The sequence below is a fragment of the Bradyrhizobium sp. SZCCHNS3052 genome (assembly GCF_032484495.1).
Taxonomy (GTDB): Bacteria; Pseudomonadota; Alphaproteobacteria; order Rhizobiales; family Xanthobacteraceae; genus Bradyrhizobium.
In genome coordinates this window covers 90,917-113,712 of the sequence record NZ_JAUETB010000015.1, presented here as the reverse complement: position 1 = coordinate 113,712, position 22,796 = coordinate 90,917, and the positions used below count along the sequence as shown (strand labels likewise).

The window sequence follows — 22,796 nt, the reverse complement described above, 5'->3', positions numbered from 1 at the left end:
AGCCGGATTCGCAAAGCGGCCAGTTGGAGAAGCCGGCGTCGCTAGTAGAAACGGATTGTTGGTCGACAAGATGATTGTGTGGCGCACAATCTTGGGTTTAATAATGGCCAGCAAATGGCCGGCGCGAGCGCAAGTCGGGGATTTTCGGATAGCGTGTCGGCCGGAGCAATCGCGCCCTACGTGCAGGGCTTTCACGGCGGCGTCATCGAGGCGGTCGATCCATCATTTCTCATGGGCGAACGTACCGGGCAAAGTCCCTTCCGCCTCACCTCAACGCGCATGAAGGTTGTTGATTGTGTTCCGCGAGATTGTATTACTAAGAGAGTTAACGGCAGGCGGGAGGTGCCAATGACGTACCATCGAATTCTAGCATCAATATTTTTCTTGGCGAGTTTTGCCGGATGTGCCTTAGCAGAAGCGCCATCTCCGTCCGAGTGCAGAGATGTGCTGAAGGCGTACAACACGAGTTGGACCCAAAAGACTTTCACTGAAAGGCTAGCGACCTTAAATCTGGTAGACACCAGCAAATGGAGTGAAGAGCAGAAGAACTACAAGGCTGATGTTCCCGAGTACTTCAGCGGCTCTGCTGATGAATTCAAGAGCAGCAGGGAGAAGCTGTTCAATCTCTCAAGCTACAATAGAGATACGTATCAGTCAGGCGCAGAGCTCTTGGTCTATCTGCCTGACGAAGCGGTCAAGGCCTGGAGCAGTTGCATCAATCGAGACAAAATCGGCCTGATTGTACAGCTCGTGAGTCTGGACGAACTCGGCGCATCTATAGAGTTTGTGTGGAACAATCCCGACGGGCTCGACAAAGTCACTCTTGAAATTGAAACAGACAATGTGGCGCCCGGGTCAAAACTTGATAGTCCAATCCAGCTGAGTGCAGCAGCGAAGAAAGCCGGTGAGTTCGCGATTAAGCGGAAGGACAAGGCGTTGCCCAGCAAGATTATCGCAAGGGCAGTGACGGTGACGCCATCTAGCGCGACATATTCCGCTCATCTCTACATCCCGCCGAAGCTCCCCAAGCCGATTTCGCCCTGCGTGCAGACGGATGGCAATGGCAGATGCCTAGCTTGCTACTGGGACTTGTGGTCCGCTAGAGGCTCGCAAGGTACCGAGCGAACATTGGCTTGTCCTCATATGAAGAGTGGCAAGGGTTTTTTGCGCGCAGTTAAAACTCAGCAACTTCAAGAGGGCTGGAAAGCCGCCGATACCGGACAGCTTGATTTCCAAAACGCTCAGGAGTTCAAACGAGGTGATTACAAGTGGTCAAACAGGATGGCGGGTAAAGGATACTGTAGCCCGAGCGCTTATCCAAGTCTTGACCAGCCCCTGGGAACGATAAACGACGATGAGCAAGTTGAGGTAACATGGACTGCCCAAGCATGCTCCGGATGTGGCGGTACATATGATTGTGGTATCGACCTTCACAAGGCATTCCTGCAATCGAGATGAAGTGAGAGCAAGGAAACTCTAAGAGCGTGCGTGAGCCAGGCTCTGGGTTTCCGAGCGCCCCGGCACCTGTCGCCGCGAGCGGTTGGCGATGAGTGCACACTTGTTCAGCAACGACCATTCTCATTGGATAGCTGGCCGAGCGCACCTGGGCCGAGAAAATCCGCAAGCTGGCCGACCTGGGCTTCATCAAGCTCCAGTCGGGGCAGGCGGGCCCGCTGTCTCATGCCTTGATCATGAACCCGTACCTGGTCATCAAAAAGATGCACGAGGACGGGCAGCCGGGGCTCTCTAAGGAGAAGTATCGGGGCCTCGAGGATCGCGCCCATGAGATTGCGGCAACCGACCTCGATGGCGATTATCTCGATGACGCCGAGGAAGAAGAGGCGGCCGCCGCCGCGCCGGCGCCGACAGCACCAGCTCGGGCCGCGAAAAAGGCCGTGCCGAAAAAGGCTGTTGCGAAGAAGCTCCCGATTAGACCGCTGAAGGTGGCAAAGAAGAAGGCCGTCGCATAGATGATGTCATGCCCGACCACCAACTGAAATTCAAAGGCCCCAGCTTCGACTTTGACGCCCAGGGATGGATGGCTATCGTTGCCGCCATCATCATTGTCGCACTGATCGCGGCGCCATGGATTTGGCGCTGAACGGGGTAGGGGCATGTCCGAGTTCAGCAGCAGGCCATCCAGGCCCGCATGAGCGCTATCGTTGCTGGCCAGGTTGCGGGCGTGCAGGCAGCAAGCCTTGCGATGCGGCACACGCCTACAGCCTGCACATCGACCCGACCACCAAGATGGACTAGATGCGCCGGCCCTAAGAGGGCGCGACATATCCGATGGGGTAGCCTTTGCCCATGTTCTGGAAATTCGGCTCGCCGTCGCTATGAATGCCCAGTATCGCGTCTGCGTCTAGCGGCTCAAAAGTATAGAGGTCGAATGCGCCACGATCGGGCTGGCAGCGAAGCATCCGCGCAAATGTGCGGACCACAGCGCGGCCTGCATTAAGCCAATGGCGGGTCTTCTCGATAGGAACGGCTATTTCGAGGACACGAGGCCGTCCGATGCCGGCGACAAGCTTCTCCAGCCTCTCGTCCTCCAGCCAGAAGTATGTCGATTCGCCTCCCCAATTCGCAAGCAGCAGCTCCACGCCGCCATCGTCAATTTCAACCGGATCAGATGTCATCCAGAACTTGCCCAGTCGACCAGGTTGTTGCTCCTGATGGTGGCAAGGACTTGCGGCATAGAGCGCTTCTACGTCTTCCGTTGACAGGCGGCCGGTCTTTACCTGCGCCTCGAGCCTTTGCCGCAGCGTATCAAGGGTGCCCGGACAAATGCCGTTCTCTTGAATATTGTGGACCTCATCATCAGTCAGGCGCGTGTAATGCCAGGCCCTTATCGTCCGGCTGTTCATTTCCCGGCCTACGGCTTCGACGAAAGCTTGATGGTCGCCTGCATAGGGGTTGGTCAGGTATGGCCCGGTGTGGTCGGACGCCTCCCGCTCAAGAAATTGCTGACGTGATGTGGTCAGGTAGTTGCGTATGAGCGCCGCCTCTTTCTCAAGCATGCGCAGCAGCGTCGGGTCAAAGGTCGCCACGTTCCAGACATCGATTATCGGCGCCGAGTTCATGTTTGAAGTATCCGCCGTACGCCCGCTTAGATGGGTTCGTTGAGGCGCAGGTGGTCTAAGCCGGTTTCAGCTTCAAACATGCGATCTGAACGATAATAGCTTTCGTAAGGTCTGTCGCGATCGTCGGCAAAGAAAGCGCCATAGAGGCCGTACTCGTCGGTGTCTTTGAAATGAAACCCGTAGCGAATCTCCGCATAGTGGGGCCGTCGGAAAACTGCGAGCGTGTTGGTCTCAAAATCGGGCTCGCCTGGACCAAGCTCCTGGCTGTCGCGCCTGTGCACGTAAAACTCCTGCACCGCGTTCTTGAGCCGCTGCAGAAAGCGCGTGTCTTTGATCTTTTTGACGTAATCCTGCAGGTGTTCCAGGTCGCGGTCGCTGGTTGCAGGGCCTCTGAATTTCCAATCCTCATCGAAGGTTCGCTGTAGCGCTTGAAACTTGACCAGGTTCAGGAAGTGTTCCTCGATCTCTTCGAGTGAGTGCATGTCCAAACCATCTGCGTACAGCACGTGAGCCCGGGTATTGACCAGGTCAAAATCCTCATATTGCGGGTAGCGCTTCGTCAGCAGTAAGAGCTGGGCCTCACGCTCTTCCTTATCGGCCTTTTCAATCGCGGTTTCGGTTGAGCGTGCCTTGCGATAGAGCCGCAGGTAACGGTCCGGGTCGAGACGCACCAGGTAATTGGCGATCTCGCGGCGAAAGGTGCTGAGCATAACCTCACGGTCTGTTGCCGCAGCTATGCCCGAGCGGGACGGTGCGATACCCGGCACCTTTTGAGAGCGCGAGCTCCGCCCCAGGAAATACGCCCCAGCAGCGACAATGACAATGACGCCCCACTCCATGTCCTTCCCCCGCTTGCCCTGCTTCCGTGATGTGCGCGAATGGCTTGAATGCCGCTCCCGAAGGTAGTGTTGCAAAATCAAAGCAAATGCAACGCCGTTAGGCGTCAACTTGTGCGAAAGCTCTGATCGTTGCGCAAGTCCGTTGAGCGCTAGATCGGCTCGTCTTCTCGCGCTGCCTCGCTGGTCAGCTTCGAGATCGCCTCGTCCGAAAGGCCGCTGAGCCGAAGCATCTGGCGTCGCTCCGCCACGGCGAAGCTCGCCTGTCGCGCTTCGGTCTGACGGGTCTCCAGAGCGCGTAATTGGCCGCGAGGAGCGCGTTCGTCGAGATCCGCGACAAATCGATCCGTTCAGCACGAAATGCAAAAGCGTCGACGACTATCACATGAGCTCGCCACGGATCGAACCGGGCAGCATCAACCATGCCTGAAGATAGGTGACTCAGGCCTGCGTGTCGCGCTTGATCGGCATCACCTTGTTGGGATCGAGCCAGTGGTCGATCCGATCAGCCCAATGCTGCATTAGCTTCGTGCGGGAGCCGATCAGCGCGAGCGGTCCGTGCTTCTTGTAAAGCCCTTCCACAGTCGAATTATCGAGATGCGCGAGCTGCAGCTCGACGACATCGCCATCCCAAGCCTTGGCATCCTTGATCTCTTCGTGATGAGACAGCGTCGAGAAGGTGGTCCGGAACCCGTGGGCACAATGATCAGTCTTGGTGTCAATGCCAAGCAGCCGCAAGTGCCTGTTGAGCGTGTTGTTTGATAGCGGCGCGTCTTTCGAGCAGGAAAACGCGTACCGGCGATGGCCGGTCAGCTTCTGAACGCTGCGCAGGATTGCGAGTGCCTGCCGTGACAAAGGCACGACATGGTCCCAACCGGTCTTCATTTTGGCGGCTGGAACAGTCCAGCGTTCGGCATCCCAATCGACCTCGCTCCACTCCATTTCATTGACCATGCCGGGGCGGGGAATGGTCAGCGCATCGAAGCGCAAGGCAAGGCCAACAACATCACCAAACCTCGCTCTCGTCCACGGTGCGCTGATGAGTTTGAAGACGCGCGTCACGTCGCGTGGTTCGGTGACGCCGGGACGCGGCGTCGAAATGTTGGCAACCATCTGCCCATTCAGGTTGCGGAATGGATTGTAGCCGTAGCCTTCGACATCGGCATAGTCGCAGATTTGCTCACCGATGCTGCGCACGCGGTCGCGGGTTTCCAGCTTTCCCTCGGCTTCGTATGAACGCATGAAAGCGAGCACGTCCGGACGCTTGATGTCCTGCCTGCACAGCTTGCCGAAGCGGTCCTTGACGTAGCCGACGCGCAGTTCAAGGACCTCGATGGTCTTGGGGTCGCGCACCGCGACGATCCTGCCGCGTTTGACTTTCTCCACCTTCTTCTTCGCGAGCCACTCGTCGGCCCATTGCTCGAAAGGCCGGGCGGCCGCCTGCCTGTGCTTGTCGAGTTGCTTCTCCGTGCTCGGGTCTTTGCCCTCCTTGAGCAGGTCTTTCGCCTTGTCGCGCTCGCGCCGCGCGTCGGCGAGCGAGAACGTGCCATCCTTGCCGTTGCCGTAAGGGCCGATGGAATAGGTTTTCTGACGGCTGTGGAAGCGGTAGCCCATCCGCCAGAGCTTGGAGGCAGCGTTGCCTGGTCTGCTCTTGTCCGGCGTGACGAAGAGATAGAGACCGCCGCCGGTCACGTCGGAAATCTTGGCGGGGCTCCACACGCCCTTGTCGAATTTCGGTCGGGCGGCGCGGCAGTCGACGTCGGTCCTGATCTGCTCGGGGTTGGCGCACGCGCTGTGGTTCTTGAGAGCCATCTGCTCAATTCCGTTGTTCGGAATAGCGAAAGTCGCCGTGAACGTTTGTTCTCCCGATACCAACAAAAATACCAACAAATCGGACGGCTGGGATCGGACGAGAACAAACGGTGACGAACACCGATGTACGCGGAAGCGCCTGCTTTTCAAGGGTTTCCTAGCACTGCGCGGACGGCTGCGAACGCTTTAGAACGGGCTTGAACAGCCTAGTTGGTGCCCCTGGCCGGAATCGAACCAGCACTCCTTGCGGAACTCGATTTTGAGTCGAGCGCGTCTACCAGTTCCGCCACAGGGGCATTCGCCGGGCCTGTGCAGGAACCATAGCGAAGCGGGCGGACTATAGCGGGCGGCCGGGCCGGGTCAACCCGCACGGACGTGATGGGCGCGCATCTCGACAGCTTTCGCGGGCCGGAGTAGGAGCCGGAACGGCCCGGCATGGGACCGGATGCAGCCCCGTTCGGGAGGACCGATGACCAATACTTCTGTGATGGCGCGCCCCGCGGCGGGAGCCATGAGCCCGGCGGTGGCGGCGGCGCTGCTCGCGGCCGGCATCGCGGCGGCGGCCTTGGCCGGCGCCTGGTACATGCAGCTGGTCTGGGGCCTGCAGCCCTGCGAGCTCTGCCTGAAGCAGCGCTGGGCCTACTATGCGATCGTGCCGCTCGGGCTGCTGATCGTGCTCGCCGCCAAAGGCGGCGCGCCGCGCGGGCTGGTGCTCGCGGGGCTCGGCGTGGTCGCGCTGGCCGCGCTCGGCAATGCCGGGCTCGGCGTCTATCACTCCGGCGTCGAATGGGGCTTCTGGCCGGGGCCGACCGAATGCACCGGGCCGATCGGCAATCTCGGCAGCGCCGGCAGCCTCTTGGAGCGGCTCGACAGCGTCAAGGTCGTACGCTGCGACGAGGTGCAATTCCGCTTCCTCGGCCTGTCGCTCGCCGGCTACAGCGTGCTGATCTCGCTCGCCATCGCCGCCATCGCCGCCATCGCGGGCTGGGGCATCGCCCGGAAGCGCGCCTAGTCGTCGACGTCCTCCTGCGGCCGTCCGAACAAATGGACGATGCCGGGGGTGGCGATGGTGACGAACACGAAGCGCGATAGGTGATGCGCGCCGACGAAGATCGGGTCGATGTGCAGCGTCAACGCCAGCGCCATCATCGCGTCCATCGCGCCGGGCGCGAACGCGACGATGGTGTCGGAGAAGCGCACATGCGTCACCAGCACGATCACGGTGACGAACAGCGCCGAGATCGCCACCGCGATCGCGAACGAGCCCAGCGCCGCCCTGATATGGCCGACCAGGGTCTTCACCCGCATCCGGGCGAAGCGGCTGCCGATCAGGGCGCCGATGCCGACCAGCGCCACGCCGCGCATCCAATCCGGCAGGCCGCCCTCGACGAGGCCGGTGCCGTGCAGGACGCCGCTGGCGACCATCGCGCCGAACAGCCAGCTCGCCGGAAACCTGATCAGCTGCATCAGCATCGCCGCGACCAGCGAGGCCACCAGCAGTGCGAGCAGGCCGAGCGGCGAGGCGACGCTCTGGCCGAGCGAGATCGGCGCCGCCGGTGCGACGCCGGCCACCGCCAGCACCAGCGGCAGCGCCGCGGTCAGGATGATCACCCGCAGCGTCTGCACCACGGCGATCGCCGGCAGGTCGGCACCGCGCTCCACCGCGAGCATCGTGATCTGCGACAGCGCACCGGGACTGCCGGCGAGCAGCGCCGAGGTGCGGTCCCAGCCATGGACGCGCTGCAGATAGAGGCTGGAGCCGAAGGTCGAGCAGAACGTCGCGAGCGCCAGGAGGCCGATGGTCACCGGATAGGCGCTGACATGGTTGATCAGCTCGCGCGAGACCACGGCGCCGATCGAGATGCCGAGCAGCAGCAGCACGGTTTGGGTCAGGATCGGCGGCATCGCCAGCGGGCGGCCGGCGATTGCGGCGATCGCGGTCGCGATCATCGCGCCGGAGATCAGCCCGCCGGGCAGATGGGCGACGAGGAAGATCAGGCCGCCGGCGGTGCCGAGCACGAGGGTCTCGATCGCGCTCAGGGTCTTGGCGCGGCTCGGCAGGTCAAAGGGGAGGGAGGAGATGATCTGGCGCACGGCGCCTTATGCCAAAACCTGCCTGCGCGAACAATTCCCGCCGCTGCGCAGGCGCCATGCGCGCATGCGCCCGCAGGGGGCGGTCATTTCGGTTTGTCGGGCGTCGGCAAGGGAGCGGGCACGGGTGTGGTCGCGGCGGCGGCCGCGGCCTTGTCGCGCTTGCAGGCCGAGCGGAATTTGCCGCGTGCCTTGCCCTTCAGCCCCTGCTCGTCGGCCTCCTTGGAGCAGGCGATGGAAATCGTCCGCCGCGCCGCCTTGTCGAGGGTAGCGAACTTGTCGGTGGCGGCATCGGGCCGCGACGGCAGCGTCAATCCGGGTTGCGAGCGGGCGGGGCCCGCGGCCGACAGGGTGGTCATTGCGATGGCCGCAATCGCCGCCCGGGCAGTGAATCTCATGCTGAAGTCCTCGAACGAAAGGCACGCTGCGATGTCCGGCGATGCTGAACCCGCAGTGAATGGAATGAGCCGGATCGCCGCGCGACGCAAATTATATTTTCGCGCGGCCATGCTCCCGCCTGCTTTGTCGGTCGCGGGCGTCTCGCTAGAATTACCGTCCCATTCCACCATGCTCCACAGGGAGATCGAGGATGAGTTTTCACGCAAAATCATTGGTTGCTTCGTCACTCGCTACGCTGGCCGTGATCGGGCTCGCGACGTTCGCCGCCGCGCCGGCGAAAGCGCTGACCGCGCAGGAATGCAGCGCCAAGTACAAGCAGGCGAAGGAGGCCGGCACGCTGGGCGGCCAGAAGTGGAACGACTTCCGCAAGGCCCAGTGCGGCAGCGATGCCACCGCTGCCGCGGCACCGGCGGCTCCGGCCGCGCCTGCGGCCGAGGCCAAGCCGGCCAAGGCGGCGAAATCCGACGCCAAGGAGGCCGCTCCCGCGCCGACTGGTCCCGCCGTGTTCCCCAACGCGGTGGACCCGAAATACGCCAAGGAGAAGCCCGGCAAGGCGCGTCTGCAGACCTGCGTCGATCAGTACAATGCCAACAAGGCGACCAACGCCAATGGCGGCCTGAAGTGGATCCAGAAGGGCGGCGGCTACTACAGCGAATGCACCAAGAAGCTGAAGGGCGCTGCCTGATCCGGGTTGACGAGACGTTGCCGGCGGCCGGAGGCATCATGCGTTCGGCCGCCGCTCTCGACGCCCCGCATCGCCGCGAGACCGCCGGCCGGACTCGGCTCGGCGCCGGTCGCGCGGCGGTGGCGGCGGCATTGCTGCTCCGGTGATTTTGGGGCTTGCCTTCCTGTGCGGGAAATGACCCTGCTCTCGCCATGATCTCTGCTGTCCAAGGTGTGCTCAGCCTGTTTTGCGGCGCGATGGTCGGGTTCTCGCTCGGCCTCGTCGGCGGCGGCGGCTCGGTGCTGGCGGTGCCGCTGATGGTCTATGTCGTCGGCGTGCCCGAGCCGCACATCGCGATCGGCTCGAGCGCCATCGCGGTCGCCACCAACGCGGCCATCAATCTCGCCAATCATGCGCGCGGCGGCACCGTGATCTGGCCGATCGCGGCGCTGTTCGCAACGGCGGGCATCGTCGGCGCCTTCACCGGCTCGCTGCTCGGCAAGATGGTCGACGGCCAGAAGCTGCTGGCGCTGTTCGCGCTGGTGATGATGGTCATCGCCATGCTGATGCTGAAGACGCGCGCCCGCATCGGCACCCCCGATGTGAAGATGAGCATGGCCAACGTCCCGGCGATCGTCGGCTTCGGCCTCGCCACCGGCACGCTGTCCGGTTTCTTCGGCATCGGTGGCGGCTTCCTGATCGTGCCGGCGCTGATGGCTGCGACGGGCATGCCGATCATGAATGCGGTCAGCTCGTCGCTGGTCGCGGTGACGACCTTCGGGCTCACCACCGCGGCGAGCTATGCCTGGTCCGGGCTCGTCGCCTGGGATCTCGCCGGCCTTTTCATCGCCGGCGGGATCGCGGGTGGCCTTGCCGGCACGCGCCTGGCGCGCCATCTCTCCGGACGGCGCGGCGCATTGAACGTGGTGTTTTCCGTCGTGATCGCGGTGGTGGCGCTGTATATGCTGACACGCAGCCTGCTGCATATCTGGAGCTGACCTCAATGAAGCGCGTCCCCTCGACTGCGATCACCTCCGCCAGCAGCCGGCGTGACGTGTTGACGCTTTTTGGCGCAGGCGCGGCGCTTTCCTTGTGGCCCCGCGACAGTCGCGCCGAGGATGCCGACGAGCCCGACGAGGGCGCGGTGCTGCGCGACCCCGATGCGCCGGTGCTCGGCAATCCTTCGGGCGACATCGCGATCGTCGAATGGTTCGACTACAATTGTCCGTATTGCCGCAAGCTCGATCCCGAGCTGCAGCAGGTCATCCATGATGATGGCAAGGTGCGCTGGGTTCTCAAGGAGTGGCCGATTCTCGGGCCGACTTCCGTGGTTGCCGCGCGGATGGCGCTGGCCTGCAAATATCAGGACAAATATGCCAAGGCGCATGAGGCGTTGATCGGCGTCAGCTCGAAGCTCACCGAACCGCGCATCGACGAGCTGCTCGCGGGAGCAGGAGTCGACGTCGACCGCGCCAAGCGCGACCTCGCCGCAAACGCCAAGGCCATCGATGACATGCTGGCGCGCAACGACAAGCAGGCGCGGGGATTGCGTTTCCGCGGTACGCCGTCCTTCATCGTCGGCAAGTTCAGGGTACCCGGCGTGCTGACCATGGCGCAGTTCGAGCAGGTCATCGCCGACGCGCGCAAGGCCAGGGCGGCCAACTGATTGGCAAAGCAAAGGCGCCCCGACCAACGGCCGAGGCGCCCTGAAAACAGCAGCGTCGTGCGCGTTACTTCGACGAGATGCGAACCCAGTCGTCATGTGCGCGGGTCTTGAGTGAATTCCAGCTGTCCGCCGCGACGTCCCAGTTCACGATCGTCCGGCGCGTCTGCGCGGTCGGCCCGTTGGCGACCTCGGAGGTCTGCATCGAATCATGGATGTAGACGCCGAACCCCAGAATGAGAGCCCCCAGGATCATTCCCACGAATGTCCGCATGTCATGTTCTCCAGTGTGACGGCCAATAACGCCGCGGTCGAAACTTGGTTCCGCGCCCGCCGCGGTCCCGGTCCACCGCGATCAGAACATCCTAACTGCGCGATTTTTCAGGCCGCGATTCCGGCAGCGAGGTGACGAGATTGAGTGTTTTCATCTCGTCGGGCTTGAACGTGAACAGCTGGTCATGCGGCGTCTCCATCGCATGCACCCAGACCTTCAGATCGATGCCCATCTCGGCGAGATGGCGCTGGCATCGCGCCGAGATGTTCTGCGCAAGGCTCATGTCGTCGCCGGACCTCACGGCGGTCCCGGACGTGGGGACTGCGGCGATCTGATGCACGCCGATGATCGCCCGCTCGCCGGCCCGGCGCTCGAGACCCCCGGCGAACACCAGCGGGCACGACGAGGCGCAATATTTTCCCGCCTCCACTTCGGTTGCGAATTTCCGCGCGCGGATCAGTCGCCCCATCGCCAACGCGTCGGCGACGGAGCCGCCGGGCGAGTTCAGCACGATCGTCCTGATATATTCGCCATGACGTTCGACTGCGTCCGCAAAGCTGCGCGCGCTGCCGGGTGTAATCGTGCCGGTCGCGAACAGCCGGCCGCCGCCGCGCAGCTCGAACTGAATCGGCTGCTGCAAGGCACGATCGCCCTGCGGCAGCGGCATCAGCCGCTTCATCAGGGGCGCCAGCACGGATGGTGATTCCTCCGGCAGGTCCGGCGCGTCGCGCCGAATGTCGAGCTGAGGCGGGGCCGCATCCGATGGCACTTGCGGAGCATTCAACTCGAGCAGGTCCGCCGCGAGAACTGCGACGGTGACGACGAGGATGCTGCGGAAGACCCAACGCAGAATGCTCTCATCGGGATTGTCCGCGAGCCAGGCATGGACGCGTCGGTTCAGCGCCGAAGCCACGGGACTACTTTCCGATTCGAGCCGATGACAGCGACGTCACGTTCTCATCCACCGCGGCCGGCGCCGGCTCAATGGCCGGTGCAGAAGGCTCCTCCGTGGGCGTTTCGGCTGGCCGTCGCTCGGCCGCCCGCCTGGCGTCCTCCACCTCGCGCGCAATCTGCAATGCGGTGACGAGATCGGCGGCGGTCAGGCTGGAGGCGCTCACGGCGGGCAGGCCCTCGCGGCGGATGGCGGCATGGACGACGCAGAGGATCAGCACCAGCACCGCCGGCATCAGGTCGATCGAGATTGCGCCGGCCCAGCTCGGGATGAAGTCGCCAGCGTAGCGCAGCACGGCTTCAGCGGGCGACAGCGTCTGGAACCGGGTCGGCTCGATGCGCGGCAGCGCCAGGATCTTGTCGGCGGCGTCGGCGAGCGAGGCGGCCTGGGTGGCGATCGCGCCCTCGACCTTGCCGACGACGGCGGTCTGGCGCTCGGCCAGGTCGCCGCTGCGTCCGCCTGCGGCAGGCGCGATGAATCCGGCCGAAAGCGACGTCGCGGCGCGCCTCACCGCAGGTGCCACCGAGGTCTGCTGCAGATTGGCGATCACGCCCATCAGGTTCAACGACTCCGTGGCGAAGGCATCGCTACGCGTTGCGATCGGCCCGCGGTCGGAGATCAGCTCGCGCATCTTGGCGAGGCTCTTGCCGCCCTGCTCGTAGAGAGCAGAGACGCGCTTGCCTGACTCCTGGACCTGTTGTCCCAGTCCGTCGAGCTGCGTCGACATCTGCGCGAGGAGCTGGACCACGGTGCCCGATCCGGAGGTGCCGGTGAGCGAGCCCGCGCGTTCGGCGTCCGCCAGCTTGGCGAAGCGGGAGGAGGCGAGCTGGATGTCCGGCAGCAGGCTTTGCGCAGCGATGGCCTGGCTGTTGGCCCTGTCGAGGTCGCGTGTGTAGTTCTGCACGGTGATGGCGAGATGCTGCTGGATCGCTGCGGCGCCGGCCAGGGCCGACGCATTCAGCCAGGACGACATCGCGACGATCATCAGCGAGCCCAGCAGCATGCAGCCGGCCATCATCAAGCGCCCGATCGCGCTGGTGACGTGCGGCATGAACTGCATCATGAACACCCAGAAGGCGTAGATGCCGACCGAGACCGCGACTGAGTAGATGACCGCCGCAAAGAATACCGTGGTCGGACTGCCGTTGAGCAGCTCGCGGACGCCAAGATAGGTGTAGACGCCGGCGGCCAGCGCCAGGATCGCGGTCGTGAGCTTCAGCGTCACCTCGAGACGGTTGACGCCATTGGCGAGCACGACGGAGGTGGAGGAGCGGGCGGACGAGACTTGCGCGACGGACGCGGCAGGCGAGGGCATCAGCGGCGAGGGCATGAGCAGACCTTCGGCGGCGTCATGGCCGCCCGTGTGCAGCGCCCCCCGCTGTATGACCGAGCAGAACCAATGCGGACAAAATCCGCCGACATTGTGTCGGCGGCATTGCCGATCAGCCATGTCGTAGCAAGGGAATCAAGCTCAGCGCATCAGCCAGCGCAGCAGCTCGACATTCGCCTCGCGCGGATAGCAGTGGCTGAGATCGTCGATCTCGCGATAGGCGACGTTGGCGCCGGCCTTGACCAGGGCGTCGGCCGTATGCCGCGCGATCTCGACCGGAAACATCCAGTCGAGCCGGCCGTGCACGATCTGGATCGGCAGGCCGCGCAGACGGTCCCGGTCGGCGATCTCGGCCATCAGCGGATGGAACGTCGCGGCCACCGGCGCAAGATGCGTGAACGGCGAGCCTGCGGCCAGTCCGCTGACGTAGCAGAACGTGCCGCCGTCGCTCATCCCGGTCAGGAGCATGCGGGCGGGATCGATCGCGACGCGACTGCGGACGAGGTCGAGAATGCGCAGGAGGTTCGGCGTATCGGCGTCGTCGCCCATCAGCGCCCAGGTCGGTCCTGCCGCGGTGGGGGCAACCAGGATCGCGCCGAGGCTGCGCGCGGCGCGCAGCCAGCTCCAGAGAAAGTCGCGGCCGTTGCCGCTGCCGCCATGCAGCGCCATGACCAGCGGCCAGTCTCGGTCCGCCGTGTAGTATTCCGGCACATACAGCGAAAAGCCGCCGCGATTGCCGATCTCGTTATGGTCGTGAAACACGGTGTCCTTGCCTGCAGAGGACGCGGCCAGCAGCTGGCGCAGCCCGTCGTCACCGTCGACGGCGGGATCGAGGAAGAATTCGCTCAGCGGCGGCAGCGTCGCGGCCAGTGGAAACAGCGCCTCGAGTGCGCGGGGCAATTGACGGAGGGCCCTGAACACGTCGACCAGGTCGCCCTCGCCGCGCTGAACGGCGCGCAGGCCGGCAAACGACATCAGCGCTGCGTCCGCTGCGGTGTCGAAGGCGATACGGATATGGGCGAAGTCCGCCGGCCACGACGTGAGATGAATCCGCGCCGTGTGCAGCACCTGCTCGGGATCGCCGACGTCAGCCATCACGCGATCGAAATCCGGCGGGTTCAGGTAGCGTGCAACGTGGGACAGGGCTTCGAGCGTCTGCAGCAGTGGCGGCAACACGATGAGAATGTCATCCACCACGGCATCCGTCATGCAGGTCTCCTTGATACGCGATACGCGGGGCTGGCCGTCTCGTCTGCTTGCCGGTCATGCAACGCAAAATCGAGCGTCCGGGCAATGACCATTTTCCGAACGCGTGTTCGCTCCGCGAAGCCGCAATCTCGCGATGCGGCTCCTGCAAGTCAACACGGTCCGGACGCTGCCGTCGCGCGCGGCAGGTGAGTCGCGCGCGAATACACGCGCAGACGATAGTTGATTGACAAAATTCGGGCGCGATGTCGCACTTGGTGAGAGCCGGCGGCGCGGCGGAGGGTTCCTCGTGGATCACCGCCCTGGGTCAAAACTGCCGATCGGTTGCCGAGGGGGGATTCGCATCATGACCAAATCGCCGTCGGCCGCGTTGATCAACGCGGTGCTCGCCATGGACGTCTACAACAGGGGCGTCAACCCGACGCTCGTGGTCAATTTCAACCGTATCGGGAGCTATGAGCTGGTGGCGGCGAGCGTGACCTCGACCGCCGACAATTTCGAGGCCGCGACCTATCAGCTCGCGGGCGATCCATCGACACGGATCATTTCGTTTCGCGGCACCGACAGTCTCGCCGACGTGCCATCGTGGCTTGGCGGTGCCGGTCTGGCCGGCTGGCCGACGCAGTTCCCGGATGCGGAGTCCTACTACAAGACATGGGCGACATCGAACGTCTCGCTGACCGGACATTCGCTTGGCGGCGGACTTGCCGGCTACATCGCGGCGCTCAACGACAAGGTGGCCTATGCCTATGACGCGATGCCGTTCGAATTCGCGGCTGAGGTCCGCTACGACCAGTTGCACGGCTTCTGGGGCGCGCTGACGTCGCACCCGGTCGACCGCTATTCCGACATTCACATGGTCTCCCTGTCGGGCGAGATCCTGCAATATGTGCGGGCTGCGGCGCCGGTGCTGGAAGCGCCGCTGGCGCTGCTGCAGCTCGGACCGGTCGCCGGCGCGCTCGCCATCGCCCATGCTGCGATCGGCATCTCGTCAGAGCAGAAGACCGTGCTCGGCGCCGGCACGGATCTCGGTCTGGATCCGGTCAGCCTGCACTCGATCGCGCTGCTGACGATGATGCAGTGGGCGAGCGACAACGGTGCCCAGGATTGGAAGAAGGCGGCGGCTGTGCTGCTGGCGCCGCTGCAGGATGACGCCATTGCTTCGGCCGTCGGCATTCCCGCGGCCGGTGTGAGTGGCGAAGGCGCGCCGTCCGACAAGATGAAGGACATGATCGCCTATTCGACAGTGACCGACGCCAGCGGCTACGGCAACAGCGCCGTGCAGGCCCTGTTCAACGGCGGTGGTGTGCTCGGCAACAGCGTCAGCGCCGACACTGCGGCGACCTACCTGAAGAACGGCGGGGTCGAGAAGGCGCTGGCCGAGATCGTGGTGGAATATTCGGCGCTGCTGGCGCAGAACCACGACGAGGTGACCGCGACGCCGGGCGTGATCGGCCATGAGCACGGCATCCTTTATCAGGACACAGCCAACAACCTGCTGGTCGCGGACCTGTCGTCCGACCTGTGGTCGCGCGCCGACACCGGATCGGCTGTCGACGTCCTGGGCAAGCTCGCGCTGATCGATGCCGTCGCGAGTTTCGACAGTGAGGACGCTGGCCTGATCGACCTGGCGATCGGCGTGCTGTGGGGCGGCAAGACCGACAATCTCGACTGGCTCAGCGCAACGCTGAGCGATGCGGCGACCACGGTCGCGCTCGATCCGGTGCCGGGCGCGATCATTGCTGCGTCCGACGGTGCGCTGCTGATCGCGGGCGGCGGCAACGACACGCTGTTCGGCACCGCCAATGACGACCTGCTGATCGGCGGCGGCGGCAGCGACGTGCTCAAGGGCGGGGCCGGCGACAACATCCTGGTCGGCGGCGTCGGCGCCACCTACGTCTATGCGCAAGGCGACGGCAACGACGTCATCATCAACGGCGTAGCGTCGCTGTCGAAGCCGACCGGCACGCTCGATTTCGGAACGACCTACACGGCCGACAATTTCTGGTTCGTCAAATCGGGCAACGATCTCGAGATCGACATTCTCGGTACCCATCAGCAGGTCACCGTCGCCGACTGGTTCCTTGGCGGCTCCTATCAGCTGCAGGAGATCAAGGCCGGCGGTCTCGAGATCGATACCCAGGTTTCGCAACTCGTCCAGGCCATGGCGACCTACGCCCAGGCGCATCCGGCTTTCGATCCCACGGTGGCATCACAGTTGCCGACGGATGCGCAACTGCACGACCAGATCGCGGCGGCCTGGCACGTCAACGCGTGAACGCAGGCCCGCGGCCGCCTCAGTGCAGCCGCGGCGCCTTGAGCAGCTTGGCGCGGTCGGTCGAGGCGATGGTGACGTCGAAGGTGACGCCCTCATGGTGCACCGTCAGCGGCACGTCGACGCCGGCTGCGCCGAGCGCCCAGAGCTTGCGATAGAACTCGCTCTGGCTCGTCACCTTGTCGCCGTTGATGCCGAGGATCACGTCGCCCGCCTTGAGCTCGGCGCGGGCCGCCGGGCCGTTGTCGGAGACGCCGATCACGACGACGCGATCGTCGACCTCCGTCGCGTACATGCCGAGCCAGGGGCGTGCCGGCTTGTTGACACGGCCGAAGCGCCTGAGATCATCGATGATCGGCTTCAACAGGTCGATCGGCACGATCATGTTGACGTGCTCGTCCTTGCTGTCGCGCTCGCGCTCCAGCTGCAGCGACCCGATGCCGATCAGTTCGCCCTTGGCCGAGAGCAGGCCGGTGCCGCCCCAATTCGGATGGGCGGGGTGGGTGAAGATCGCCTCGTCCAGCAGATATTCCCAATAGCCGGCGAATTCCTGCTTGGCGATGATCTGGCTCGCGACCGATCGCGTGCGTCCGCCGGCGCCGCCGAGCACGACATGATCGCCGACCTTGGTTGCCGCCGACGAGCCGAGCGGTAGCGCCGGCAGGTCGAGCGATCCGAGCGCCTGCACCAGGCCGAAGCCGGTCGTGAAGTCGAACCCGAGCACATGGCCCTCGACCACGCGTCCGTCATTGGGGTGCAGCCAGACGGACTCGGCCTCGGTGATCAGGTAGCCGATGGTCAGCACCAGCCCGTCGTCGATGACGACGGCATTGCCGGCACGTTCGGTCCCCAGCGTTTCCGCGCTGAAGGCGTCGGACGGAATGATGGCATGCAGGCCCACGATCGAGGACAGCGCTTGATCGAGATCATATTGATAGTCTTCGGCGCGAGGCTGGAAGGCGGATGGCACTTTCCATTCGGTCAAAGAAGGCATTTCGTTCTCCTGCTCTGTCGATACCCCCGGGTGCATCGACCAAGCTTCTGCTTCGTGTCGCGTGACGGCCACAGCGTGAACGCGAGCTTAACATCTTTGGGCGGCTGCGCCAGTTCCGCCGGCTCCGCATCGGCGTCGGGAGGAACTGGCTTCCCAACTACCCGCGGCCGCAGCCCCTGCCGATCACGGGCCAGACCAGCCACGCTCCGGCAGCATACAGGCTGCCGACAGTCGTGGCTCCGGTTTTGGCCGCGATGTGGAAACGTCCGGCATCGAGCAAGGCTCCATCGGAGGCGACGATCGCCGAGATCATACGGTCGGACGGGCCGAACACGACCACCGCATCTGGCTTGATCACCAGGGCCATGGCAGCCATGCCCGCAAACCAGACGAGGGCAACGGCCAGCACGCCCTTCAAGGGAAGGGCGTGGGACGGGGAATGCCGGTCAATAGTCGTAGGCATGCTCGAACGTATATCCCGCGGCTTCGAAACGGCCGATGTCCTGAACCAAAGACCGGACCGGTACGTCGACGCCGATGCGACGGGCACCGGGGCGCGACTGGATCGGGACACTGAATATAGGCAGCCCATCGAAAGCTGCCAGCCGTCCGTCGCCCGGAGGGACCACGATCGTGACCAGGATACGATGATTGCCTGCGATTTCGCCGAACGCCGCGCCGTCATGACGGCCGAGCTCCTTGGCGAAGGAATCGAACTTGGCGTAGCGCTCGGTCTCCACCAGCACGCCCTTCATGCCTTTGGAGTCCGTGACCTCGCGGATCACCTTCACGCCCGGAATGACTGCAAGCTCGGCGGCAGGCAGGCCGGTGACGACGCTCTGGATGGTCAGCACGGCCGGATCGTAGCCCGCCACATAGCCGATGACGGCCGCATAGGCGGCGCGCCCGGCATATTGCAGGCTGAGCGAGACGCGCCGCTCCACGGCGCGGAACGATGGCACGAAGGGCGTCTCGCGCCAGAACTGATCGAGCTTGGCGACGAAGGGATACCGATACCAGGGTGTCTGATACAGGAACGCAGCGTAGTCCTTCAGCAGGGCAAGGTTGAAGGCGTCCTCCGCGGTCTTGGCGCCGTCCGTGGTCTCCCAGCTGATCGCCCCGATGCTCTTCTCGTAAGCGCCCTGGAGCGCCATCTCGGCGGTGAAGCTGAAGCCGATGATGTAGTTCGTCAGCTTCTGCTCCGAGGTAGCGGGACCGGAGCCTGCGGCCTGGCGCGTGGCCCGGCACAGGCTGCGCCAGAAGCCGGAGACGCTCGATAGATAGTGGAAGTCGGACTCCGAGGCCTGCCCGGTCACCGCAGCGAGGTCGGCATAGGCGTGGACGATGTACCATTCAGGAAAGGTCAGGAAGCTGTCACCCTGTGATCGCGCATATGCGGGATCGGTGATGCCGAAGTCGGAGGTCACCATCGGGGTCGGGACGTCGGCCACGCAGACCGTCTCGACGCTGATCACGGTGGTGGCAACGCCGATCGCCGCGGCTGCCAAAACGACGCCGAGAAGATACAGCGCTTTACGACGCAGGCTCATGCGAGGGCAGCCTGTCTACGCCACGGCGACCAGCCGACCGCGATGCCGATCGCGCCGAGTGCGAGATGCGGCAGGCTGGAGAGGACCTTCACCAGCCACGAGGTGTCGCGGATGCCGTCGATGACGATCGAGAGGTCGAGATAGCCCGAGCCGGTGAACACGCCCATCACGCCGTCGAGGAAATACAGCGAGCCGAACACGCGCAGGAAGAACACCGCGCTGCGGCGGGTCAGCATCGCCGCCAGCGCCCACAGGCCGGAGGCGACATGCAGCGCATCCTTGTAGATGTCGAGCTGGAACAGGCCGAACACGCGGCCCTGCGCATCGATAAAGGTCGGGATGTAGTCGGTCGCGGCGGCGAACAGGAGCGCCATGGCGAGCGCCAGCGCGGCGATGCGATAGCGGTCCAATGCGAAGCCATCTGCTGCTGATGTATTCATGCGAAATAGGCGTCCCACATCGCGTTGCGGAACAGGAGGTTCGGATCATACTGCCGCTTGGCGGCGACGAAACGCGCGGCCGCCGGATAGGCCTTCTCGACCTGGTCGCGGCGCGCGTGCAGACGATAGGGCAGATAGAACGCGCCGCCAATCGCCGTGATGCGGTCGATCAGCGCTTCCGTCGTCCGCAGCATGTCGATCTCGCCTTCGGGCGAGGTCGCCTGCGAGAACGACATGACGGCCGCGATCCGGCGCACCGGTGCGATCGTGAGCGCGGGTGTCTTGTCCTCGGCGACGTAGCGCAGGGTGACGTTGAGGAATTCGGCGCGCGCCTTGGGAATGATCTCGCGGCAGGCGGTGAGGAACTCGCCGAACCGCTCCGGCGCGACGAAATATTCGTGCAGGATGTCGGTGCGGTGCATGTCCTTCTGCGCCAGATTGGCGACCGGCTCGGCCATCAGCGAGTTGCGGGTGTAGCGACTGTCGGAGATGGCGGGGCCGAGCCGGGTCTCCATGAACCACCGCAGGCCCTTGGCGACCTCCCATCCGGTCTGGGCGCGATAGATCGTGTTGGCGACGCCGGTGAGCTTGCCGGAGCTGACTGCCGCGGGCAGGGTCGCCGGAGCATCGGGGGCGGGGCGGAAGGTGACGAGCAGGGCGTCGTCGAAGAACGCCTTGCGGGACACCGACATCCGGCCATAGGCCATCTTCACATTGGCGTCGCCGTCGATGTTGCGTGTGAACTGCTCGGCGAATTTCTCCGGCGCCATGCGCTCGAAGCGCGGCTCGAGCAGCAGGTTCGGCACCATCCCGACCTCGAGATCGACGACGATGCCGAACAGGCCGTAGCCACCCATCGCGAGCCCGAACAGCTCGGCATTCTCGTTGCGCGAGCACTGCACCAAGGTGCCGTCGGCGAGCAGCATGCGGATCGATTTCACCGTGGAGCCGAACGGGCCATACGGCACCGGCCAGCCATGGGCATTGACGCAGAACGTGCTGCCGACGCCGAAATCGCTGTTGGACTGCATCACGGCCGGCGAGAAGCCTTTGGGATCGAGCGCGGCGATCACGTCCCACCAGCGGTTGCCGGCCGCGGTGCGATAGGTCTTCGCCGCCGTGTCGAGCTCGATCGCGCCGCCGTCGAGCGTGATCGCCGTGCCGTCGCGCGGCAGGCTCTGGCCGCCCATCGAATGCCGGGCCACGGCCGCGGTCACCGGGCGTTTCGCCGCGGCCGCCTCCTTGAGCTCGGCGCGCAGCCGCGCGATCAGGTCGTCGGTCGTGGGCTTGCTGATCACCACATGCCTGGCGACCGGCGTCGGGTTGAGCCGGCTGGCGTCGTTGAGGATGGTGCGCAGCTCGGCCCGCGCCCGCGGCATCCGCGCCAAGGGCAGCGCCGCGGCCGTACCCGCGGCGCGCAGAAACCGTCGTCTCGACATCATGGCGCGGACTCTCCTTCCCTTCACGGAGTCTACGCCAGCATCGTAAACGTTCGAAAAATTTCCGTGCCGTCAGTCTGCCGCCGGGCGCGCCCGCGTGGGCACGAGACGGAAGTCGCGGCCATCCTTCACCCACTCCGCGCGCTCGTCGCGCAGCAAGGTGCGGCGGACCTTGCCGGAATCGTCGCGCAGCATGACGTCGACCAGCTCGTAGCTTTCGGGGTGCTTGTAGCGGCTGAGCCGGTCGGCAAGGAACGCGCTCATGCCGTCGACGATTCCCTGCGCATTCCTGGAGCGGTCGATCTCCACGATCGCATGCACGCGCTGGCCAAGCTCTGGATCGGGCAGGCCGACCACGACGCAGGAGCGGATGTCTGGATGCGCCATCAGCGCCGCCTCGACCTCGGCCGGATAGATGTTGGCGCCGCCGCGCAGGATCATGTCGGCGAGGCGATCGCCGAGATAGAGATAGCCGTCGGCATCGAGCCGGCCGATGTCACCGAGCGACTCCCAGCCGTCGGCGCGGCGCTTCGGCTCGGCGCCGAGATAGTGATAGGTGCTGCCGGGACCATCCGCAGGCAGGAAGTAGATCTCGCCACTTTCGCCCGGCGCGACGTCATTGCCTTGGGGATCGAGGATGCGCAATTTGCAGGACTCGTCGATCTTGCCGACCGAGCCCTTGTGCTGCAGCCATTCAGTGCCGGAGATGATGGTGCGGCCCTGGCGCTCGGTGCCGCCATAGAGCTCGTAGACGCGCTCGGGCCCGAGCCACTCGATCCATCTTTCCTTGAGCCATGGCGGCATCGGCGCGGCCATGTGGAACACCATCTTCAGGCTCGACAGATCGTAGCTGTTGCGCACCGCCTCCGGCAGCGCCCAGATCCGGTGCATCATCGTCGGCACGAAGTTGACCCACTGAATGTGCTGCGCCTGGATCAGCCGCAGCGTCTCTTCGGCGTCGAACTTCACCATCCCGGTCAGGCTGCCGCCGGCGAACAGCGCGTAATGCGACACGATGAAGGGCGCGTTGTGATAGAGTGGGCCGGGATTGAGCAGCGATGCGCCCTTCGGAATGCCGAGCGGCGGCTCGGCGGCGGTGTCGGTCACCGCAGGCTGGTGATCGAGGATCACCTTCGGCCGTCCGGTCGAGCCGCCCGAGGTCATTGCTTTCCAATAGCGCGACACCGGTGCGGCGAGCGGCGCGTCGGAAAAGCCCTCGGGCGTGAAATCGGCCGGCAGCGCGTTCGGCGCATTCCAGTCGGCCTCGCCGCCGACCACCAGCGACGGCTTGAGGATCTCGAGCACCGCGGCGGCCTCGCCGCGCGGCAGCCGCCATGACAGCGACGTCGGCGTCGCGCCGCATTTCCACACCGCGAAGCTGGTTTCGAACAGCGCATTGCCGTTGGGCAGGCCGATCGCGACGAAGTCGCCGGGCTTGACGCCCTTGGCCGCGAAGGCGCGCGCACGCGCATTGGCGCGGCGCTCGAGCTGCTCCCAGGTCAGGACATCGGTGCCGTGCCGGAGCGCGACGCTGTCCCCGGGTTTGCGCTCCGCATACCAGCGCGGCACGTCGGCCATCGGAATCAGCATCCATTCCTCCGCATCGTCGGCTGCCTCGCACGGGCGCCCATTCTTGGTCCGCGGCTTCGGCCGCCGACGTCAGTGACGAGAGGTGTTGTGCCTCAACCGAACCGGGTCGTCCATACGCGCGCGCCGCCAGGTTTCGGATGGCAGTTCTGCGAAATGGCGCTGATGAGCCCGAGGCAGGACTGAAAGGCTGGGGAGCCGTGA

At 64.5% G+C, this 22,796-nt stretch carries 23 protein-coding genes, 1 tRNA gene and 1 pseudogene; 8 read left to right on the top strand and 17 right to left on the bottom strand.

The window, feature by feature from the left end; genetic code table 11:
- The first annotated feature begins 78 nt into the window (after nt 1–78).
- The 3 genes from QX073_RS30925 (at nt 79) to QX073_RS30915 (ending at nt 2,101) form a co-directional block, all read left to right on the top strand.
- Nucleotides 79–1,458 carry a hypothetical protein gene (locus QX073_RS30925; RefSeq protein ID WP_315716233.1) on the top strand — a complete coding sequence of 460 codons (1,380 nt, stop codon included), beginning with the start codon at nt 79–81 and terminating at the stop codon, nt 1,456–1,458.
- 233 nt (nt 1,459–1,691) lie between these two features.
- Entirely contained in the window at nt 1,692–1,970 is a 279-nt protein-coding gene (locus tag QX073_RS30920) for a hypothetical protein (protein WP_316202557.1), read from the top strand.
- An 8-nt stretch (nt 1,971–1,978) separates the two neighbouring features.
- Nucleotides 1,979–2,101 carry a hypothetical protein gene (locus QX073_RS30915; protein WP_315716231.1) on the top strand — a complete coding sequence of 41 codons (123 nt, stop codon included), beginning with the start codon at nt 1,979–1,981 and terminating at the stop codon, nt 2,099–2,101.
- A 166-nt stretch (nt 2,102–2,267) separates the two neighbouring features.
- Here QX073_RS30915 and QX073_RS30910 read toward each other — a convergent pair whose 3' ends face one another.
- The 5 genes and pseudogenes from QX073_RS30910 to QX073_RS30890 form a co-directional block, all read right to left on the bottom strand.
- Nucleotides 2,268–3,080 (bottom strand): hypothetical protein, encoded by an 813-nt coding sequence (locus QX073_RS30910; protein WP_315716230.1) that lies wholly within the window; start codon nt 3,078–3,080, stop codon nt 2,268–2,270.
- 26 nt (nt 3,081–3,106) lie between these two features.
- A complete protein-coding gene (locus QX073_RS30905) occupies nt 3,107–3,919 on the bottom strand; it encodes a hypothetical protein (RefSeq protein ID WP_315716229.1) in 813 nt (270 codons plus the stop codon).
- Nucleotides 3,920–4,089: 170 nt separating this feature from the next.
- A pseudogene (locus tag QX073_RS30900) lies at nt 4,090–4,215 on the bottom strand (efflux transporter periplasmic adaptor subunit); the annotation flags it as partial.
- 142 nt (nt 4,216–4,357) lie between these two features.
- The gene (locus QX073_RS30895; RefSeq protein ID WP_315716228.1) at nt 4,358–5,728 is read right to left on the bottom strand and encodes a tyrosine-type recombinase/integrase; all 1,371 of its coding nucleotides are present in this window, start codon (nt 5,726–5,728) and stop codon (nt 4,358–4,360) included.
- A 211-nt stretch (nt 5,729–5,939) separates the two neighbouring features.
- Nucleotides 5,940–6,024, bottom strand: a tRNA-Leu gene (locus QX073_RS30890).
- 173 nt (nt 6,025–6,197) lie between these two features.
- On the opposite strand from QX073_RS30890, the gene QX073_RS30885 reads away from it, so the two are divergent.
- Nucleotides 6,198–6,740 carry a disulfide bond formation protein B gene (locus QX073_RS30885; protein ID WP_316226883.1) on the top strand — a complete coding sequence of 181 codons (543 nt, stop codon included), beginning with the start codon at nt 6,198–6,200 and terminating at the stop codon, nt 6,738–6,740.
- Here the strand turns inward: QX073_RS30885 and QX073_RS30880 are convergent.
- Both QX073_RS30880 and QX073_RS30875 read right to left on the bottom strand, forming a co-directional pair.
- On the bottom strand, nt 6,737–7,822 hold the full coding sequence (locus QX073_RS30880) for an AbrB family transcriptional regulator (protein WP_316171831.1): 1,086 nt from the start codon (nt 7,820–7,822) through the stop codon (nt 6,737–6,739). The genes QX073_RS30885 and QX073_RS30880 overlap by 4 nt on opposite strands.
- 83 nt (nt 7,823–7,905) lie before the next feature.
- The gene (locus QX073_RS30875) at nt 7,906–8,217 is read right to left on the bottom strand and encodes a PsiF family protein (protein ID WP_316226882.1); all 312 of its coding nucleotides are present in this window, start codon (nt 8,215–8,217) and stop codon (nt 7,906–7,908) included.
- A 191-nt stretch (nt 8,218–8,408) separates the two neighbouring features.
- On the opposite strand from QX073_RS30875, the gene QX073_RS30870 reads away from it, so the two are divergent.
- The 3 genes from QX073_RS30870 (at nt 8,409) to QX073_RS30860 (ending at nt 10,548) form a co-directional block, all read left to right on the top strand.
- Nucleotides 8,409–8,903 carry a hypothetical protein gene (locus QX073_RS30870; protein WP_315716224.1) on the top strand — a complete coding sequence of 165 codons (495 nt, stop codon included), beginning with the start codon at nt 8,409–8,411 and terminating at the stop codon, nt 8,901–8,903.
- Between the two features lie 191 nt (nt 8,904–9,094).
- Entirely contained in the window at nt 9,095–9,880 is a 786-nt protein-coding gene (locus tag QX073_RS30865) for a sulfite exporter TauE/SafE family protein (RefSeq protein WP_315716223.1), read from the top strand.
- A gap of 5 nt (nt 9,881–9,885) precedes the next feature.
- Nucleotides 9,886–10,548, top strand: coding sequence for a DsbA family protein (locus QX073_RS30860; RefSeq protein ID WP_315716222.1), 663 nt, complete (start codon nt 9,886–9,888; stop codon nt 10,546–10,548).
- A gap of 64 nt (nt 10,549–10,612) precedes the next feature.
- Here the strand turns inward: QX073_RS30860 and QX073_RS30855 are convergent, their stop codons facing one another.
- The 4 genes from QX073_RS30855 to QX073_RS30840 all read right to left on the bottom strand — a co-directional run bounded on the left by QX073_RS30855 (nt 10,613) and on the right by QX073_RS30840 (nt 14,310).
- A complete protein-coding gene (locus tag QX073_RS30855) occupies nt 10,613–10,819 on the bottom strand; it encodes a hypothetical protein (RefSeq protein ID WP_172111383.1) in 207 nt (68 codons plus the stop codon).
- A 91-nt stretch (nt 10,820–10,910) separates the two neighbouring features.
- A complete protein-coding gene (locus tag QX073_RS30850; protein WP_315716220.1) occupies nt 10,911–11,732 on the bottom strand; it encodes a hypothetical protein in 822 nt (273 codons plus the stop codon).
- Between the two features lie 4 nt (nt 11,733–11,736).
- Entirely contained in the window at nt 11,737–13,086 is a 1,350-nt protein-coding gene (locus tag QX073_RS30845) for a hypothetical protein (RefSeq protein ID WP_315716455.1), read from the bottom strand.
- Between the two features lie 156 nt (nt 13,087–13,242).
- Nucleotides 13,243–14,310: a phospholipase gene (locus tag QX073_RS30840; RefSeq protein ID WP_315826598.1), complete on the bottom strand. Its 1,068-nt coding sequence runs from the start codon at nt 14,308–14,310 to the stop codon at nt 13,243–13,245.
- Nucleotides 14,311–14,653: 343 nt separating this feature from the next.
- Between QX073_RS30840 and QX073_RS30835 the strand changes: the two genes are divergently transcribed.
- Nucleotides 14,654–16,585, top strand: a complete 1,932-nt coding sequence (locus tag QX073_RS30835) for a calcium-binding protein (RefSeq protein WP_316226881.1) — start codon at nt 14,654–14,656, stop codon at nt 16,583–16,585.
- 19 nt (nt 16,586–16,604) lie between these two features.
- Here the strand turns inward: QX073_RS30835 and QX073_RS30830 are convergent, their stop codons facing one another.
- From QX073_RS30830 to QX073_RS30805, 6 genes are all read right to left on the bottom strand, one after another.
- Nucleotides 16,605–17,576 (bottom strand): S1C family serine protease, encoded by a 972-nt coding sequence (locus QX073_RS30830; protein WP_315716217.1) that lies wholly within the window; start codon nt 17,574–17,576, stop codon nt 16,605–16,607.
- 157 nt (nt 17,577–17,733) lie between these two features.
- On the bottom strand, nt 17,734–18,039 hold the full coding sequence (locus QX073_RS30825; RefSeq protein WP_316166726.1) for a hypothetical protein: 306 nt from the start codon (nt 18,037–18,039) through the stop codon (nt 17,734–17,736).
- Nucleotides 18,023–19,126, bottom strand: a complete 1,104-nt coding sequence (locus QX073_RS30820) for a hypothetical protein (RefSeq protein WP_316226880.1) — start codon at nt 19,124–19,126, stop codon at nt 18,023–18,025. Before QX073_RS30820 ends, QX073_RS30825 begins: the two co-directional genes overlap by 17 nt.
- Nucleotides 19,123–19,566 (bottom strand): DUF4383 domain-containing protein, encoded by a 444-nt coding sequence (locus tag QX073_RS30815; RefSeq protein WP_315716214.1) that lies wholly within the window; start codon nt 19,564–19,566, stop codon nt 19,123–19,125. Before QX073_RS30815 ends, QX073_RS30820 begins: the two co-directional genes overlap by 4 nt.
- On the bottom strand, nt 19,563–21,008 hold the full coding sequence (locus tag QX073_RS30810) for an FAD-binding oxidoreductase (protein WP_315716213.1): 1,446 nt from the start codon (nt 21,006–21,008) through the stop codon (nt 19,563–19,565). Before QX073_RS30810 ends, QX073_RS30815 begins: the two co-directional genes overlap by 4 nt.
- Nucleotides 21,009–21,077: 69 nt before the next feature.
- Nucleotides 21,078–22,595, bottom strand: a complete 1,518-nt coding sequence (locus tag QX073_RS30805; RefSeq protein ID WP_316226879.1) for an AMP-binding protein — start codon at nt 22,593–22,595, stop codon at nt 21,078–21,080.
- Between the last annotated feature and the right edge of the window lie 201 nt (nt 22,596–22,796).